This window comes from Oceanobacillus rekensis (genome assembly GCF_002153375.1).
Taxonomy (GTDB): Bacteria; Bacillota; Bacilli; order Bacillales; family Amphibacillaceae; genus Oceanobacillus; species Oceanobacillus rekensis.
This window is the reverse complement of sequence record NZ_MTBQ01000004.1, coordinates 362,064-380,925: the sequence shown is the minus strand read 5'-3', so window position 1 is coordinate 380,925 and position 18,862 is coordinate 362,064. Positions and strand designations below refer to the sequence as shown.

At 36.5% G+C, this 18,862-nt stretch carries 17 protein-coding genes; 10 read left to right on the top strand and 7 right to left on the bottom strand.

Annotated features, from left to right (window positions below):
• Positions 1 to 93 precede the first annotated feature (93 nt).
• The 7 genes from gyrA to dnaA form a co-directional block, all read right to left on the bottom strand.
• The gene (gene gyrA / locus BV906_RS12605; RefSeq protein ID WP_087973951.1) at positions 94 to 2,649 is read right to left on the bottom strand and encodes a DNA gyrase subunit A; all 2,556 of its coding nucleotides are present in this window, start codon (positions 2,647 to 2,649) and stop codon (positions 94 to 96) included.
• Between the two features lie 200 nt (positions 2,650 to 2,849).
• Positions 2,850 to 4,775, bottom strand: coding sequence for a DNA topoisomerase (ATP-hydrolyzing) subunit B (gene gyrB / locus BV906_RS12600; RefSeq protein ID WP_087973950.1), 1,926 nt, complete (start codon positions 4,773 to 4,775; stop codon positions 2,850 to 2,852).
• Between the two features lie 35 nt (positions 4,776 to 4,810).
• Positions 4,811 to 5,095, bottom strand: a complete 285-nt coding sequence (gene remB, locus BV906_RS12595) for an extracellular matrix regulator RemB (RefSeq protein WP_087973948.1) — start codon at positions 5,093 to 5,095, stop codon at positions 4,811 to 4,813.
• 22 nt (positions 5,096 to 5,117) lie between these two features.
• Positions 5,118 to 6,230, bottom strand: a complete 1,113-nt coding sequence (recF, locus tag BV906_RS12590; protein WP_087973946.1) for a DNA replication/repair protein RecF — start codon at positions 6,228 to 6,230, stop codon at positions 5,118 to 5,120.
• 5 nt (positions 6,231 to 6,235) lie between these two features.
• Positions 6,236 to 6,457 carry a S4 domain-containing protein YaaA gene (gene yaaA / locus BV906_RS12585; protein WP_087973944.1) on the bottom strand — a complete coding sequence of 74 codons (222 nt, stop codon included), beginning with the start codon at positions 6,455 to 6,457 and terminating at the stop codon, positions 6,236 to 6,238.
• A 238-nt stretch (positions 6,458 to 6,695) separates the two neighbouring features.
• Entirely contained in the window at positions 6,696 to 7,832 is a 1,137-nt protein-coding gene (gene dnaN / locus BV906_RS12580; RefSeq protein WP_087973942.1) for a DNA polymerase III subunit beta, read from the bottom strand.
• A gap of 237 nt (positions 7,833 to 8,069) precedes the next feature.
• Entirely contained in the window at positions 8,070 to 9,413 is a 1,344-nt protein-coding gene (dnaA, locus tag BV906_RS12575; RefSeq protein ID WP_087973941.1) for a chromosomal replication initiator protein DnaA, read from the bottom strand.
• Positions 9,414 to 10,063: 650 nt separating this feature from the next.
• Between dnaA and rpmH the strand changes: the two genes are divergently transcribed.
• The 10 genes from rpmH to noc all read left to right on the top strand — a co-directional run bounded on the left by rpmH (position 10,064) and on the right by noc (position 18,861).
• Entirely contained in the window at positions 10,064 to 10,198 is a 135-nt protein-coding gene (gene rpmH, locus BV906_RS12570) for a 50S ribosomal protein L34 (RefSeq protein ID WP_087973939.1), read from the top strand.
• Between the two features lie 133 nt (positions 10,199 to 10,331).
• Entirely contained in the window at positions 10,332 to 10,673 is a 342-nt protein-coding gene (gene rnpA, locus BV906_RS12565) for a ribonuclease P protein component (protein ID WP_087973937.1), read from the top strand.
• A gap of 88 nt (positions 10,674 to 10,761) precedes the next feature.
• On the top strand, positions 10,762 to 11,526 hold the full coding sequence (gene spoIIIJ, locus BV906_RS12560; RefSeq protein ID WP_087973935.1) for a YidC family membrane integrase SpoIIIJ: 765 nt from the start codon (positions 10,762 to 10,764) through the stop codon (positions 11,524 to 11,526).
• 14 nt (positions 11,527 to 11,540) lie between these two features.
• On the top strand, positions 11,541 to 12,155 hold the full coding sequence (gene jag, locus BV906_RS12555) for an RNA-binding cell elongation regulator Jag/EloR (protein WP_087973933.1): 615 nt from the start codon (positions 11,541 to 11,543) through the stop codon (positions 12,153 to 12,155).
• 224 nt (positions 12,156 to 12,379) lie between these two features.
• Positions 12,380 to 12,643 (top strand): hypothetical protein, encoded by a 264-nt coding sequence (locus BV906_RS12550; protein ID WP_087973931.1) that lies wholly within the window; start codon positions 12,380 to 12,382, stop codon positions 12,641 to 12,643.
• An 18-nt stretch (positions 12,644 to 12,661) separates the two neighbouring features.
• Positions 12,662 to 12,874 (top strand): YozQ family protein, encoded by a 213-nt coding sequence (locus tag BV906_RS12545; RefSeq protein WP_087973929.1) that lies wholly within the window; start codon positions 12,662 to 12,664, stop codon positions 12,872 to 12,874.
• A gap of 690 nt (positions 12,875 to 13,564) precedes the next feature.
• Complete coding sequence (mnmE, locus tag BV906_RS12540) at positions 13,565 to 14,941, top strand: tRNA uridine-5-carboxymethylaminomethyl(34) synthesis GTPase MnmE (RefSeq protein WP_087973927.1); 1,377 nt, start codon at positions 13,565 to 13,567, stop codon at positions 14,939 to 14,941.
• Between the two features lie 119 nt (positions 14,942 to 15,060).
• Complete coding sequence (gene mnmG / locus BV906_RS12535; protein ID WP_087973925.1) at positions 15,061 to 16,947, top strand: tRNA uridine-5-carboxymethylaminomethyl(34) synthesis enzyme MnmG; 1,887 nt, start codon at positions 15,061 to 15,063, stop codon at positions 16,945 to 16,947.
• An 87-nt stretch (positions 16,948 to 17,034) separates the two neighbouring features.
• Positions 17,035 to 17,751 (top strand): 16S rRNA (guanine(527)-N(7))-methyltransferase RsmG, encoded by a 717-nt coding sequence (gene rsmG / locus BV906_RS12530; RefSeq protein WP_087973923.1) that lies wholly within the window; start codon positions 17,035 to 17,037, stop codon positions 17,749 to 17,751.
• 255 nt (positions 17,752 to 18,006) lie between these two features.
• A complete protein-coding gene (noc, locus tag BV906_RS12525; protein ID WP_087973921.1) occupies positions 18,007 to 18,861 on the top strand; it encodes a nucleoid occlusion protein in 855 nt (284 codons plus the stop codon).
• The last annotated feature ends 1 nt before the right edge of the window (position 18,862 follow it).

The following is an 18,862-nucleotide window of genomic DNA, read 5'->3' as shown; positions in this document are numbered from 1 at the left end:
TAAGATAAGAAGATGACTCAGGAGTTGGGTGCATATCCGAAGTCATCTTCAAAAGTTGATCCTTAAACGAGCCAGCACCCATTAAGGATTTACTTATTCATCTTCTTCATCTGTAGGGCTATCTTCTGTAATCTCAGTCTCTTCAGCTGTACCCTGTTCAGTTTCTTGCTCATTCACTTTCTCTTCTAAGGACTGTTCCTCAATTTCTGCTTCTACTTCTTCTTCGTCCACTTTAGCAACGGTTGCTACTTCTTCCCCATCTTGTAGACGAATCAAATGTACACCTTTCGTATTACGGCCTGTTACGGAAATCCCCGATACTTGGATACGAATCAATACACCAGCTATTGTAATCAACATGAGGTCTTCATTACCCTTAACGGCTTTAACAGCGACAACATCACCGGTTTTTTCGTCGAGTTTACAAGTGAAAACACCTTTTCCTCCACGATTAATTCGACGGTATTCTGATTCATTTGTTTGTTTACCGAATCCTCTTTCAGTCACATGAAGGATTTTCGAATCTTCTTCAATAATTTCCATGGAAACAACGATGTCATCATCTCTCAATGAAATACCTTTCACACCAGCAGCAGTTCGGCCCATTGCACGAATTTGTGTTTCTTCAAAACGGATAAGATAGCCATTTTTTGTAGCAAGCATCATATCTTTATTTCCATCGGTTAACCGGACAGAAATAAGCTCATCATCTTCACGAAGTCCGACCGCAATTAATCCACCTTTACGGATGTTTGCAAACTTATCCAGTGACGTACGCTTAGTAATTCCATATTTCGTCGTGAAGAATAAGAATGAATCTTCATCATAATTACTTACAGAGATAACTGCATTGACCCATTCCCCTTTTTCAACTTGAAGCATATTAATAATTGGGATTCCTTTTGCAGTACGGCTAAATTCAGGAACTTCATATCCTTTAGCTTTATATACCTTTCCTTTGTTCGTAAAGAAAAGCATCGTATCATGGGTGGACGTCGATACAAGATGTTCCACAAAATCATCTTCATTTGTCCCCATACCTTGAATACCGCGGCCACCACGTTTTTGTGTGCGATAGGTTGATGCAGGTAGACGTTTAATATAACCCTGATGTGTCAGCGTTATAACGATGTTTTCTACAGGGATTAAATCCTCATCCTCAAAGAATCCTGCACCACCGGCAACAATCTCTGTACGGCGATCATCATTAAAGCGTTCTTTAACTTCTGTCAGTTCCTCGCGGATAATTTCCAATACTTTTTCATCATTGGCCAGAATCGCTTTTAGTTCGCTAATAAGTTGCATGAGCTCATTATATTCATTTTCAATTTTTTCACGCTCTAAACCTGTTAATCGTTGCAATCGCATATCTAAAATAGCTTGTGATTGTTTTTCTGAAAGGTTAAAACGTTCCATCAAGCCATTACGCGCAACATCTGTTGTTTCCGAATTACGGATCAGCGATATGACCTCATCCAAGTGATCTAAGGCGATACGTAACCCTTCTAAAATATGTGCACGTGCTTCTGCCTTCTTTAATTCAAAGGCAGTACGTCGTCTTATAACTACTTTTTGATGTTCTAAATAATGCTCTAAACATTGCTTAATCGTTAATACCTTTGGCTCTCCATTTACAAGTGCTAACGTATTAACACCGAAAGTAGTTTGCAAAGAAGTGAATTTATACAGGTTATTTAAAATGACATTGGCATTCGCATCGCGGCGGACTTCCATGACAATACGCATCCCAACACGGGACGATTCATCCCGTAAATCTGTAATTCCCTCGATTCTTTTGTCACGAACAAGCTCCGCTATTTTCTCAACTAATCTAGCTTTGTTTACCTGATAAGGCAATTCTGTAACAAGAATGGTCGACTTTCCATTTGCATGTTCCTCAATATCTACTTTTGCACGCATTGTAATGGAACCTTTTCCTGTTTCATATGCTTTGCGGATACCGCTTCTGCCTATAATGATTCCTGCTGTCGGAAAATCTGGCCCGGGAATATATTCTTCCATCAGTTCATCAATTGTTATTTCTGGGTCTCTACTAATCGCTAAAACAGCATCAATTGTTTCTCCTAAGTTATGTGGTGGGATATTGGTAGCCATCCCAACCGCAATTCCAGAAGTTCCGTTTACAAGTAGATTAGGGAACCTGGCAGGAAAAACTACGGGCTCCCGTTCAGAACCATCATAGTTATCCCTAAAGTCAACGGTATCTTTATTAAGGTCACGCACGAGCTCCATCGCGATTTTAGACATTCTAGCTTCCGTATAACGCATGGCTGCTGCTTGGTCGCCATCGACAGATCCGAAGTTTCCGTGACCATCTACAAGCATTTTTCGATAACTAAAATCTTGTGCCATTCGCACCATCGTTTCATAAACTGCTGAATCACCATGCGGATGATACTTACCTATAACTTCACCAACAATACGGGCAGATTTCTTATGTGCCTTATCCGAATGCATACCTAAATCATTCATCGCATATAAAATTCTTCGGTGTACCGGTTTCATACCGTCACGTACATCTGGTAAAGCTCTTGAAACGATAACACTCATAGAATAATCTAGAAAGGACGTACGCATCTCATTACTTATATTTACTTCTTGAACGTTTCGACGATTTTCCTCCGCCATTTTTATTTACCTCCCATTAGGAAAACAACTCAGGTGCTTCCCTAGAAGTAAGAGATTTACGAAAGAGTATAACCGCAAGCAATATGCTTATTAGATTTATAATCTTAAACGTTTACTTCTTACCTCTTACATCATTGTTCTGACTTTTATTATTAACTGGTCCAATCACTATACAGACACACTTATTTTGATGATTTGCTTTAAATATCTAAGTTTTTTACATACTTTGCATTTGCTTCAATATAGTTCCTTCTAGGTTCTACCTTGTCTCCCATTAACATATCAAACACCTGGTCAGCTTCAATTGCGTCCGATAATTCAACTTGGAGCAATGTACGACTTCCGGGATCCATTGTGGTTTCCCATAGTTGCTCCGCATCCATTTCACCAAGTCCTTTATAACGTTGAATTCCTGGCTTTGGAGTAGGTGGTAATCCCTCTAAAATTTTGTTTAATTCTTTTTCATCGTAAACATATTGCACTGTCTTGCCTTGTTTTACTTGGAATAATGGTGGCTGTGCAATATAAATGTAGCCATAATCAATTAAAGGACGCATATAACGGAAGAAAAATGTCAATAGTAATGTACGAATATGTGCACCATCAACATCCGCATCTGTCATAATAACCACTTTGTGATAACGGGCTTTTGTTATATCAAATTCTTCACCAATACCTGTACCAAGTGCAGTAATCATAGAACGAATTTCAACGTTCGATAATATTCGGTCAAGTCGCGCCTTCTCTACGTTTAAAATTTTACCACGTAATGGAAGAATGGCTTGGAAATGCCTGTCACGTCCTGATTTTGCAGATCCACCTGCAGAGTTACCCTCAACGATATATAATTCACTAATCGTTGCATCTTTAGATGAACAGTCAGCTAATTTCCCCGGTAAGTTAGAAATTTCCAAGGCGCTCTTTCTTCGTGTTAACTCCCTCGCTTTTTTAGCAGCAAGGCGTGCACGGGATGCCATTAAACCTTTTTCGACAATAATTTTGGCGATAGATGGATTTTCATAGAGAAACTTAGAAAATGTCTCACTGAATACGGAGTCAGTTATTGTTCTGACTTCACTATTTCCAAGTTTTGTTTTTGTTTGCCCTTCAAATTGTGGATCAGGATGTTTTATTGACACGATAGCGGTCATGCCCTCACGAACATCATCACCTGAAAGATTTGTATCATTTTCTTTGATCAAATTATTTTTCCGGGCATAATCGTTAATTACACGGGTAAGCCCACTTCTGAATCCAACTTCATGTGCTCCACCTTCGTAGGTGTGGATATTGTTTGCAAAGGAATATAAATTGCTCGCAAATCCATCGTTATATTGAATCGCAACTTCTACAGCTATTTCTTGCTCTTCTCCCTCTGCATAGAAAGGTTCATGTAATACTTCTTTGGTTTTATTTATATACTCAACGTATGAACTAATCCCACCTTCATAGTAGTAAGAGATTGGCTCTTTATCTTCACGTTTATCTTCAATCGTGATAGTCAAGCCTTTATTTAAGAAGGCTAACTCACGTACACGCTGCTCTAATGTATCAAAGTCGTACTCAATCGTTTCTGTGAAGATTTCCGTGTCTGGTTTAAAGTGTACAACCGTTCCAGTAGTATCTGTTTCACCAACCACTTCGATTTCTCCAAGTGGTACCCCTTTAGCAAAGCCTAGAAAGTGAATTTTATTATCAAGGTGCACATGTACTTCCAGATTACTTGATAATGCGTTAACGACAGATGACCCTACACCATGTAATCCACCAGAAACTTTATAACCACCACCACCAAACTTACCACCGGCATGGAGAACTGTCATAATGACTTCGAGCGCAGGACGTCCTGTTTTTTTCTGAATACCAACAGGGATTCCACGTCCATTATCTTTTACGGTAATACTATTATCTTTTTCGATGATTAATTGGATATGATCACAATATCCTGCAAGTGCTTCATCAATACTGTTATCTACAATTTCCCATACAAGATGGTGTAATCCCCTTGCACTAGTAGAACCGATATACATCCCCGGTCTTTTCCGTACTGCTTCTAAGCCTTCCAGCACTTGAATCTGGTCGGCACCATATGCTTGATTTTCTGTTGTTTTGTCTTCCATTGACATATTCTCACACTCATTTCTTCTGAATTACAGGTATATTAACTATTGCTGATTTCTTCCGAATAATCATCCAATCTATCAATTGTTGACATCATGCTTGATCTCTTCTTTAGTGTGGAAACAGATAATGTACTGTAATAAATAAAGTCGTTTGTTAACACGACTGCTTTTGCATCTTTTTTCGGACCGATCACTTTCTTTTCCCGTTTCGATGCTGTCATCATTTCATCATTGATTACTGAGGAAGAAACCAGGTTACAATCAATGATTGCAATAATCTGTTCCGAATGAATCACATTTTCATTTCCAATATGAATAAACATTATGTCACTCCTAGTTATGAGTTTAACTGTCAACTTTTCCATTGGTAATTCGGAACAGTTCTGCATGTTTTAATGTAGCGTGATTAATTCCATCCACACTCGTTGTGGAGACAAACGTTTGTACACGTCCTTGAATGGTGTTCAATAAGTGGGATTGTCTAAAATCATCCAATTCACTTAGAACATCGTCCAAAAGCAGGATTGGATATTCACCTACTTCCTGATTTATAAGTTCAATTTCAGCCAATTTAATCGATAATGCTGTTGTTCGCTGTTGCCCTTGAGAACCATATGTCTGAACATCCTTGCCATTTACCAAGAAGAGGAGATCGTCTCTATGTGGACCAATCAATGTTGTTCCACGCTCTACTTCTTTTTCTTTAATCTCATGGAATTTATCTTTATATATATTTCCTATTTTTTCCTTGTTTTCCAATTCTGATACTTCTATTGTTGAATGATAGCGAATTTCTAGTTCTTCCAGTTCTCTGCTGATACCATGATGTACAGGACGGGCCCATTTACGTAGCAATTCCAAAAAAATAAATCGTCTTTCAAGTAATGTTGCGGCGTGTTCCGTTAATTGCTCTGTGAGTACATCGAGCATCGTGAAATCTGGATGATCCTTTCGCTGCATTTGTTTTAGCAAAAAATTTCGCTGTTTTAACACTTTTTGATATTGTGCCAAATGATAAATATAACGTGGTTGAATTTGGCCGAGCTCCATATCTATAAAGCGTCTTCTAATTTGAGGCGGTCCTTTTACAAGAGTTAAATCTTCAGGAGCGAACATGACAACATTAATAGCCCCTATATAATCACTTAACCGCCTTTGCTCAAGTCTATTTAGCTTGGCCTTTTTCCCTTTAGAAGAAATGGTGATCTCAAGTGGAATAGATTGCTTTCGCCTGCTTATTCTACCTTCTATTTTAGCATAATCTTTGTCCCATTGGATAAGTTCCTTTTCCCTTGTTGTTCGATGGGATTTCGTAAAGCCCAGTACATAAATAGCCTCCATTAAATTGGTTTTCCCCTGGGCATTTTCGCCGATAATTACATTCACTTTATCATCAAAGGTCATATCCAACGTTTCATAGTTGCGGTAATTTTTTAACCTAAGCTGTTCAATGTGCATGCAAACTAATCCTCTTTAATTACAATATAAGAACCAGTGCCTTCAACCTCAACCACGTCTTTTGGATAAAGTTTCCTACCGCGCCGATGCTCCAATTGGCCATTTACTAATACTCCTACATCCGTAAGAAAGGCTTTGACCATTCCACCAGACTCCAGTATATTAAGTAATTTTATAAATTGGCCCAATGTAATATACTCCGTATTTATTTCTACTTGTTCATACATATTATCACCAAATTCTTTATTATTTTATATCAACGTTCTTTAAATGCCCTATATAGCTATTTTACTAAAGATTTCGATGAAAGGGAAGGTAAGACCCTCAATTCATCTAAAAACGCTTAAATTACCCCTTATTTTAAGTATATAAAGAAAAAAAGCCCTAAATAGAGCTTTTTTTCATTCAGATTGTAAAAGGTTTGACAGTAATTAATTCACCGGCATAAGCAGACTCGTTCAGCCATCAGTAAGTTCTGACCGGGAGAATTAATTGTAAAATTGAATTCTCGTTAAGTGGGCGAATAATGAATGGACGCATTGCCCCTGTAAATTCGATTATTACGTCATCGTATTCGATGGCTTTTAGTGCATCAATCATATATTTGGAGCTGAATGATATTTTCAGTTCCTCACCTTCTATAACATCAACAGCAATTTCTTCTACTACATTTCCAACCTCTGGAGAATTACTGGAAATTTCGATAATGGTATCACCTTGCGTAGTTAGTTTAACGACATTATTACGTTCTTCCTTAGCAAGAAGGGATGCACGATCAATTGTATGAAGCAATTCCTTTGTCTTTACTTGGATTTTCGTTTTACTTTGTTCAGGAATAAGACGGGATGTTTCTGGATAATTCCCATCAAGTAAACGAGAAAGGAAATTCAGATATTTAGTGCGGAACAAGATCTGATTGTTCGTAACACTAATCTCCACCTTTTCTTCCGTATCATCGAGAATTTTATATAGCTCATTTAAACTTTTTCCTGGAACAACGACCTGCTGAAATTCGATAGTTGCATCTGCTATAGGGATTTCTCTTTTAGCTAAACGATGGCTGTCTGTTGCAGTAAAAGATAATACATTAGTTGCTAGTTTTAAATTAACCCCTGTTAGGATAGGGCGTGTTTCCATCGTTGAAACGGCAAATACGGTTTGCTTAATCATGTTTTTTAACAAGTCAATTGGCATTTCGAAACTATTTTCGGTTTGCAAGTCGGGCAGATGTGGATATTCATCAGCATCCAGACCATTTAAATTAAATTCTGCTTTCCCCGACCGAATCGTTACTTTCAGATTGGAATCGACCTCAATCTCCACCGTCTTTTCCGGTAATTTACGAACAATGTCAGGAAAATACTTTGCCTGTAGGACGATTGTTCCTTCTTCAATTTGCTCGACATGTATATTACCGTCTTCTTCTGCAGGTATATAGGATTCGATGGAAATATCAGAATCACTTCCTGTCAATGTTATTCCATGTTGTTTTGCTTCGATTTTCATTCCTGTAAGTATTGGAATAACAGTTCTGGACGATATTGCTTTCATAACATCCTGTACACCTGCAATTAAACGATCTCGTTGAATTATAAATTTCATCAAAATATCCTCCTAATGGAAGTTCTTTTTATTAATTATATTTATAAATATATAGTAATAGTAGTAATAGGCACTGTGATTATGTGGATAAGTGGAAAATCTTTATATGAGCCTAAGTTTTCCACATGTGCATAATTTGTTCATAACTATGTAAAGTTATGAACACTATTAACATGTGGAAAACTAAATAAAAGATTTAATTGATTCAAAAAGGATTAGGATAATTACGTAAATAGATTAGAATGACTTCAATGTTTCCTTAATATCTTCTATATCACGATTTAAATCGGAATCTTGCTCCAATAATTTAGAAATTTTTTCATGTGCATGTATAACCGTTGTATGATCACGGCCACCAAATTCCTCACCAATTTTAGGTAATGATAGGTCTGTTAGCTCTCTAGATAAGTACATGGCGATTTGTCTAGGGTATGCAATTGATTTTGTACGTTTTTTCGCTACAAAATCTTCCAATCGAATATTATATCTTTCCCCGATAATTTCCTGGATACCCTGAATCGTAATAACCTTAGGTTTGCTGCTTGGAATAATATCCTTTAATGCATCGGCAGCAAGTGATGCATCAATATCCTGATTGACAAGTGAAGAATATGCAACAACGCGAATCAATGCACCTTCAAGCTCGCGAATATTTGTATTAATTTGATTTGCTATATAAAGCATGACTTCATTCGGAATATCAAGTCCCTCAGCCTTTGCCTTTTTATTTAAAATAGCAATTCTAGTTTCTAAATCAGGCGGTGTAATATCGGTAATCAGTCCCCATTCAAAACGTGAACGCAGACGATCCTCCAATGTAGGGATTTCCTTTGGTGGGCGATCACTGGAGATGATAATTTGCTTACTTTCCTCATGTAAAGCATTAAAGGTATGGAAAAATTCTTCCTGAGTTGATTCTTTTCCAGCAATAAATTGAATATCATCAATTAATAGGACATCAATAGTTCGATATTTATTTCTAAAATTATTTGATTTATTTTCCATAATGGCATTAATAAATTCATTGGTGAATTTTTCGGAAGTGATATAAACCACTTTTGCTTTTGGATTATGATCCCGTACATAATGGCCAATAGCGTGCATGAGATGTGTTTTACCGAGCCCGACACCACCATAGATAAAGAGTGGATTATAGGCCTTAGCTGGTGCTTCAGCTACAGCCAATGATGCAGCATGGGCGAATCGATTCCCTGCACCAATGACAAAAGTATCAAATGTATATTTGGAATTTAACATGGATTTCGGTATATCTGCTGAACCCATACCCACTTTTGACTTTGTTACCGGTTTAAGATCTTCCACTTCTATTGTGGAATCAGGAATAATAAATTTTGTTTTTAATTTGGAGCCTGTTACTTCATCAAGAATTTCAGAAATGAGTTCGGTATACTGATTTTCGAGCCAATCTCTGGCAAATTCATTTGGAGCAGAAATGATTAACTGATCCTTCTCAAGAGATTCTGCCTTCGTATTTTTTAACCAAGTATCAAAGCTGGGCTTGCTGATTCTTTCTTCAATTTTCTCCAATGTAGCAACCCATAGTTCTTCGATGTTTTCCAAATCGATATCACTCCTTTCAGGGATATTACTTAATAATAAGGACATGCCGTTTATAGTCAGCTTCTCCGTTTTATAATCATGAAAAAGCCTCTCTCAATCTTAAATAAGATGGAAAGGCATATCCTATATATGCTCCTATACAATATGAAATATCTATCTTTGTATCTTTTTGTAGAAACATGGCTGTGGATAGATAAAGACAATTCATAAAAGAGATGAAAGATGTTATAAACCTTATCAACAAATCTGTGGATAAGGTTATTAGGAGCTATGTGAACAAATATCCACACCTTATCCACAGATTGTGAATAAGTGTTTTGTTCTTTTTGGATTTCCACAGGTTAAAACATTAATATAGTATCAAATAAAACGTAATAAAGCAACGTTTTTAAGATGGTTATCCACATATCCCACTGCTTGTGCATTGAAAGTATCCACACCACTATATTTTGTGATTAACCTGTAATACCAACTTGTGGATAGAAAAAATATTAACATTTTTAATTAACTGGGTATGTGGATAATTTGTTTTTAAAACAGTGTTGACAGATGGTAGTAATTTTTCGTATAATATCAAGGACTGTCTATGGATTAGTTATTATTTAAAATTTAGATATCGAAAAGGGTTCCCTTGGGGAGGTGCAAGATACATGAAAAGAACGTTTCAACCAAATAATCGTAAACGTAAAAAAGTACACGGTTTCCGTAAGCGTATGAGTACTAAAAATGGACGTAATGTTTTAGCACGTCGTCGTCGTAAAGGAAGAAAAGTATTATCTGCATAGACCACTGAAATATCAGTGGTTTTTTTCTGCAATTTAAGAATATGGAAATAATAGAAGCAGTAAATTTTCTGCTTCTTTACATAGATACAGTTACAGGTCCTGCAGGTGAAAAGAAGTAATAAAGGTGATAGAGATGAAAAAAGAATTTCGTATTAAAAAGAATGAAGAGTTTCAATCCACATTTAAACATGGGAAATCTTTTGCTAACCGGCAGCTTGTTATTTATTATTTAAAGAAGGAAGATCAAGAGCATTTTCGTATAGGCCTATCTGTCGGGAAAAAGATTGGAAATGCGGTAACAAGAAATAGAATTAAACGATATTTGCGCCAGGCTTTTCAGGATCTGGAAGACCGTATCCGGTATCCGTATGATATTGTCATCATTGCCAGGAATCCAACAAAGGATATGGGATATGAAGAATTCAAAAAGAGTTTGATACATTTATTATATAAAGAAAAATTACTAAAGAAATAAAGGAAATCTTAGTTTAAAATAGAATCTTAGTTATAAGTACGGTAAACTATCCTATATAGTATGAATGGGTTTGTTAGGAGGAAATAATTTGCGTAAAAAGTATTTATTGCTTATAACCTTAATTGGTTTGCTGGCAATACTTTCTGGTTGTACAGAGATTGACCAACCGATTACACCAGAAAGTGAAGGAATATGGAACACGATATTTGTTTACCCGCTATCATGGCTAATTATAAAAATAGCTGAGTTCTTTAATAATAGTTACGGGTTATCCATTATTATTGTGACGATTCTTGCTCGATTAATATTAATGCCATTGAATATTAAACAAATAAAAAGTTCAAAAGCAATGCAAGAGATTCAACCTAAACTTAAGGAAGTTCAGAATAAATATAGTTCAAAAGATGCGAATACACAGCAGAAGCTGCAACAAGAAACAATGGAATTATTCCAAAAAAATGGTGTGAATCCGCTTGCGGGCTGTTTGCCAATATTTGTTCAGATGCCAATATTGATAGCGATGTACCATGCGATTATGCGTACAGATGAAATTAATTCATACAGTTTTCTTTGGTTTGAACTTGGTTCACCGGATCCATACTTTATTTTACCGATATTGACTGCTACATTTACATTCCTGCAGCAGAAATTGATGATGTCAACGAATACTTCAATGAAAAATAATCCGCAAATGGCAATTCAGATGCAGGTTATGTTATATGTAATGCCGATTATGATTGGTGTATTTGCCTTATTCTTCCCGGCTGCATTGGCATTATATTGGGTAACAGGGAACATCTTTATGGTTGTTCAGACACTACTCATTAATAAACCAATGATGACGAACAAGTAATGGAGGAGACAATCGTGAAAGAAATAACTGCTAGTGGACAAACAGTTGAAGAAGCGGTTCAATCAGCATTAGAGCAGTTAAACACCAAGAAGGACCAAGTAGAGATCGATGTGATAGATGAAGGTAAAAAGGGTTTCTTTGGTATATTTGGTTCAAAACGTGCCATTGTTAAAGTAGTACTCGCAAAAAACCCTATTAAAGAAGCGGAAAAATTCATTAAAGATGTAACAAGTAACATGAATTTGACTGTTGAAATTGCTACTTCTGTTACTGGAAATCATGTGACTTATGAATTGGATGGGGAGAATATTGCAATCATTATTGGTAAACGTGGACAAACCTTAAATGCTCTGCAATATTTAACACATTTGGCAATTAATAAGGATAATAAGGAGTATTATACGGTAACATTGGATGCGGAAGGTTACCGGGGCCGTAGAAAAGAGACACTTGAATCGCTGGCACTTAAAATGGCTGACAAAGCGAAACGGATGAATAAGAAAGTTGCGTTAGAGCCTATGCCTGCATTTGAGCGTAAGATTATTCATAGTACGCTACAGAAAAAAGGCGATATTTCGACTTATTCTGATGGTGTTGAACCACATCGCCACATTGTTATTAAACCTTAAAATCTTAGTTAGATATAATAATATTGAGATCCTAGGCATTCCTAGGGTCTTTTTTTCTTTGGTTTTTTTAGAAAATTAGGGCTTCGGTTATCTAAGTTACTTGTTCCGGTACATCAGTGTTCTCTAACACTTAACATTAATTAAAGAGTATTGTATGAAAAATGGCCAATATGCACATATTATGATTAAATCCTTTAATTCAAATTCAAAAAAGGGGTTAAAATGTGCGAAATTTCTCAGGAAATATCTTTAGTGGAGAGGTAGATGAATTTAAGGATTCATTTTACCTTACTCAAGTTAAAAACCTCCAAACAGCATCTAATTTGTCGGAAAGTAAATTAATGCAGCTCAATCATTATTTAACCAATCAAAAAGATTCCTGTATGATAACGGTTAATGACCAAATTCCAATACTCTTACAGGAACAAGAAATAGCAGAATTACTTGTTGATCTTGCAGGTATTATGGATACTTTAAAAAAATCATAATGAAAGGAGGTATGTTCCTTGGATAAGAAAATAGATGAAAAAGCAAAGACTGTTGCTGATAAAACATATCAGTACTCTGATTACTACAGCAATGACCAACTCTCTAAAGGGATGGCTATATCACATGAACAAGTATCAGATACGTATATGGAAGGTACGATTGATCGGATGGAAGGTAAAAATGACCGTGATGATCATGCAAATAGTGAAGAAATTCCAAGAAAGCTATAAAAAATTACCTCAGGAAAAGCGTGGATATCCACGCTTTTTTGCTTGCTTTAAGATTGGGACTACGGTTACTCGCTCCATCGAGAGAATTGTTTCTATTGCACAAAATTTTTAAACTACGACGTAAGATAAACTTCGGTGACCGCTTTGGTTAACACACTGCGCGCATCCTAAGGCATAGGTGAGCCCCTTCAAGCTTACGAATTTCAGGGGCTCACCTATGCCTCTCTTCCTGTAGGAGTTATCAATTATTTCCCAGAGCTAATTAGAAGTTTACTAACTATTAACTACAAAAAATCTCATGACACAGCCAGTCCGGATGAGGCCGTTCCCTAAGGTGCGCATCCACCCAGAGCGATCCCAGGACGGTGGCAAAAGCACACGTATCTGTAAATCAGACAGCAGTTATGTCACTTTTTATGATTTTGTGGATAGAATCTAAATACATAGTGGTTAGTTCGCAGTTTATCTCAACTACGAGGATTATAAAGCAAAGAAAATTTTAAAAAAATAGCCAAATGAAAATAATTATCCACATGTTGATAATTATTAAAAAAGGTTTATAATAAAAAAGTCGTGTGGATAAGTATATTTTTGCTTAAAAATATGTTATTCTATTTTGTTAGTGAGATTAAAATTATAATAATGTTAATTTATATAGATGAAGTAATAAAAATGTTGGAGGTGACGGAGATGGAGACAGATACAATTACTGCGATATCAACCCCGATTGGTGAAGGTGCAATAGCCATCGTGAGGTTGAGTGGTCCACAGGCAATTTCTCTAACAACTGAGATATTTAAAGGCAAGAACTTAAACGATGTTGATTCACATACCATTCATTACGGAAAGATTATTGAACCGGAGACAAAGGAAATTGCTGAGGAAGTAATGGTTTCCGTAATGCGTGCGCCAAAAACATTTACTCGTGAAGATGTTGTCGAAATAAATTGCCATGGCGGAATGGTTGCAGTAAATAGAGTACTTGAAATTATTTTAGCTAAAGGGGCACGTTTGGCTGAACCAGGTGAATTTACAAAACGTGCATTTTTACATGGGCGAATCGATTTATCACAAGCCGAAGCTGTTATGGATTTAATTCGGGCTAAGTCAGATAAAGCAATGTCAGTTGCATTAAAACAGATGGATGGACGTTTGTCTGGTCTGATCCAGAAATTAAGACAGGAATTACTGGAAACAGTTGCACATGTAGAGGTTAATATTGATTATCCAGAATATGATGATGTGGAAGAGATGTCACATAATATGATGCGGGAGAAAACAAAAGAAGTTCATGCAGAAATCATTGAACTGCTAGGTGTTGCCAAACAAGGGAAAATTTTACGTGAAGGACTTGCCACAGCAATTATAGGAAGACCGAATGTAGGGAAATCTTCGTTAATGAATACACTCGTACAGGAAAATAAAGCAATTGTTACTGAAATTCCTGGAACGACACGCGATATTATTGAAGAATACGTGAATGTTCGAGGTGTTCCACTTCGGTTGGTTGATACAGCAGGGATTCGTGAGACGGAGGATATTGTCGAACGAATTGGTGTAGAGCGCTCTAGAAAAGTATTGAAGGAATCCGACTTGATATTATTTGTGTTAAACTATAATGATGAACTTATTGATGAAGATATAATGCTTTTTGATGCAATCGATGGACTTGAATATATCGTCATCATCAATAAAACCGATTTGGATCAAAAGCTTGATATGGATAAAGTGCGGAAACTTGCAGGAAATAAACCAATCGTTACTACATCCTTAATAGAAGAAGAAGGCATAGACGAACTGGAAAAGGCAATTGCTGACACATTTTTTGCAGGAGAGATTGATACAGGCGATATGACATATGTCTCCAATATTAGACATATTCAATTACTGAAACAAGCAAAACAGGGACTTGAAGATGCGATGGAAGGAATCGAACTTGGAATGCCGTTAGATATCGTTCAAATAGATGTAACCCGAACATGGGAATTTTTAGGTGAAATTATAGGAGATACTGCGAGTGACAGTTTAATTGATCAGTTGTTCTCACAGTTCTGTCTAGGAAAATAAATTATTTTAATGCGTGTTCAAAAAGCTGCTGATTAGAAATAAGCATGATTGTGATATAAGTTGCTTATGATTTGGTTACTATTTTGAATAACCTCTTAAAAAAGAAAGGATGAAAAATAATGACATTTGATGCTGGTAAATATGATGTAATTGTTATTGGTGCCGGTCATGCTGGTGTAGAGGCTGGTTTTGCTGCTGCACGAATGGGTGCTAAAACACTAATGCTTACACTAAATCTAGATATGATTGCTTTTATGCCATGTAATCCATCAATTGGCGGTCCTGCAAAGGGAATCGTTGTACGTGAAATTGATGCCCTAGGTGGGATAATGGGTAAAGTAATCGATAAAAGTTATATACAAATGAGGATGTTAAATACAGGGAAGGGCCCAGCTGTACAAGCATTGCGTGCCCAAGCTGATAAACCGGTATATATGAAAGAAATGAAAAGGTTAATGGAAAACGAAGAAAATTTGACTATCCGTCAAGGGATGGTTGATGAACTAATCATTGAAGATGGTATATGTAAAGGTGTTGTAACGGAATCTAAAGCAGCTTACTATGCTGATGCGGTTATCGTAACAACTGGTACATTTATGCGTGGTAAAGTATTGATGGGTCATTTGGAATATGAAAGTGGCCCAAATAATCAACGTGTATCGGTCAATCTTTCCAAAAATCTAGAGGATTTAGGTTTTGAAATAACGCGTTTTAAAACAGGAACACCGCCACGTGTGAACAGTCATTCTGTTGACTATTCAAAAACAGAAATACAACCTGGAGATGAGAATCCCAAGTATTTTTCCCATGATACAGCAGAACAAATGGTTGAACAGCTACCATGTTGGTTAACTTATACAAATGAATTTACACATGGGGTTATTAATAATAATTTAGGACTTTCCGCGATGTATTCTGGTGCAAAACGTGGCACGGGTGCACGTTATTGTCCATCCATTGAGGATAAAATTGTTCGTTTTAACGACAAGCCTCGTCATCAAATATTCCTTGAACCAGAAGGAAGAGACACGGAAGAAGTATATGTTCAAGGCTTATCAACATCACTACCTGAGTCTGTTCAGCATGAGATGCTTAAAACAATTCCAGGTCTGGAAAATGCACAAATTATGCGTCCAGGATATGCGATTGAATATGATGTTATCGTTCCGACTCAACTTTGGCCAACATTAGAAACGAAAAAAATCCCTGGTCTATATACAGCTGGGCAAATCAACGGAACTTCGGGTTATGAAGAAGCTGCAGGCCAAGGAATGATGGCAGGAATCAATGCTGCTGCTAAAATTATTGGAAAAGATCCAGTTATTCTAGATCGATCTCAAGCTTATATCGGCGTTATGATTGATGACCTTGTAACAAAAGGTACAAATGATCCATATCGCTTGTTGACTTCACGTGCAGAATATAGACTGCTATTGCGTCATGACAACGCCGATATGCGTCTCACTGAGTTGGGGTACGACCTTGGAATTGTTTCAGATGACCGTTATAATAAATTTGTTGAGAAAAAACAATTTGTAGAAGGAGAGAAAAAACGTCTGCGCAAAATTGTTATCAAACCAACAGATGAGGTAAATGAAGTAATGGAAGAGGCCGGAGCTACACGTTTAAAAGAAGCGATTAAAGCCTATGATTTATTAAAACGTCCTGAACTTAGCTATGATATAGTTGATCGGATGATTGAAAGCAATTCTGAAATTGATTCTGAAGTGAAAGAACAAGTAGGAATTCAGATTAAATATGAAGGGTATATTAAAAAGGCTAACGAACAAGTGGATCGTATGTTGAAAATGGAAGATAAAAAAGTACCTGCAGATATTGATTACGACGATATACACGGTCTTGCAACAGAAGCAGTGGAAAAACTGAAGAAAGTTCGTCCGTTGTCAGTGGGGCAGGCTTCTAGAATCTCCGGTGTTAACCCCGCGGATATATCTATATTGCTTGTTTACATTCAACATGGGAGCATTGCCCGGATCGCTAATTAAAAAATAAACGTTAAAATTTGAGATAGCGGCGTATTTATATATGATACGCCGCTATATTTCAATTATTAAAGAAGGAGACATTAATCAATGAATCCAGAACAATTTATATCCGCATTAAAAGAATATGGGATTGAATTAAATGATACACAACGCGAACAATTTTCCATTTACTTCAAGACGTTAGTTGAGTGGAATGAGAAAATTAATTTAACTGCAATTACTGAAGAAAAAGAAGTTTATTTAAAACACTTTTTTGACTGTATTACCGCATCCTTTTACTATGATATGAATAAGGAACTCCAAATTTGTGATATTGGGGCTGGTGCAGGATTTCCGAGCATTCCTTTAAAAATATGCTTTCCACAATTAAAAGTAACAATTGTCGATTCCCTTCAAAAACGTATTGGTTTTCTCAATCATTTAGCAGAACAACTTAAACTGACAAATGTGGCTTTTTATCATGATCGCGCAGAGAACTTTGGAAAAAATAGCCAGTTCCGAGAGACATTTGATATTGTAACAGCAAGAGCTGTAGCCCGAATGTCGGTACTTAGTGAGTTATGTCTTCCGCTTGTTAAGAAAGACGGGGTCTTCATTGCGATGAAAGGAGCCCAGGCAAAGGAAGAGCTGAATGATGGTGAAAATGCGATTGAATTAATGGGTGGCGAAACTTCTGCTGTTCACACATTTCAACTTCCACAAGAAGAAAGTGAGCGTTCCATTATTATTATAAATAAAAAAAGAAAAACACCTAAAAAGTATCCAAGAAAAGCAGGACTACCAAATAAGGAGCCTATTATATAAAAAAATTGTCTTGCAATAAATAAATAGCAAAGGGAAAAACTATTCTTTTCTTTTTCATGCTCAAATATGGTAAAATAGATATACTCATATACTTTCTACGCACAGCAGCAATGCTGTGGCGTTTTTCTTAGGAAACTCTTTTTACTTCTATATTATTAAACTGACAAACATTTCAAATTGTTTCACGTGAAACAATTTTTATACATAGATAGAAAGCAATATTATGCTGTTAAATAAAGAAGGTGGTGTCAAGTAGTGGTACATCCTTTTAATCGGTTATTTGGTATGGGAGACAAGGGGAATGCTGCACCGGAGGAAGTAGGTTATACCCCGGATGAAGTGATTCAACTTGAAGTAGATAAAATCCAACCAAACCGTTTTCAGCCAAGAACGATTTTTAATGAAGATAAAATTAAGGAATTGGCTCAAACAATAAATACACATGGTATGATTCAACCTATAGTGGTTAGGAAAATTGATGAAGAAAACTTTGAGCTGATTGCTGGTGAACGCAGGTGGCGGGCTGTTCAATTCTTGGAATGGGATAAGATATCTGCAATTATACGAGATATGTCTGATTCGGAGACTGCTTCTGTTGCATTGATTGAAAACTTACAACGTGAAGAATTAACGGTCATTGAAGAAGCAATGGCATATGCTAAACTTCTGGAATTGCATTCATTGACACAGGAGGCTCTAGCACAAAGGTTAGGTAAAAACCAGTCAACAATTGCTAACAAACTTCGGTTATTGAAACTACCTGAGGAAGTACAGTCAGCCTTATTAAATAAGCTGATCACGGAACGACATGCACGAGCATTAATTAAATTAAAGGACACCGAAAAGCAACTATTGGTCTTGCAAGCAATTTTGGATAATGATCTTAATGTAAAACAGACTGAAGAACGAATTGCAAACATAAATGAGCCGAAAGAGCCAAAAAGAAAAAGCCCTAAATTAAAGGGAGTAAATAAAGATATTCGTATCGCTATGAATACAATTCGACAGTCTCTTAGTATGGTATCAGATACCGGTGTAGCGGTGGAGTCCGATGAAAAAGAACATGATGATTATTATCAAATTACGATAAAAATACCAAAAAAGAAATAAT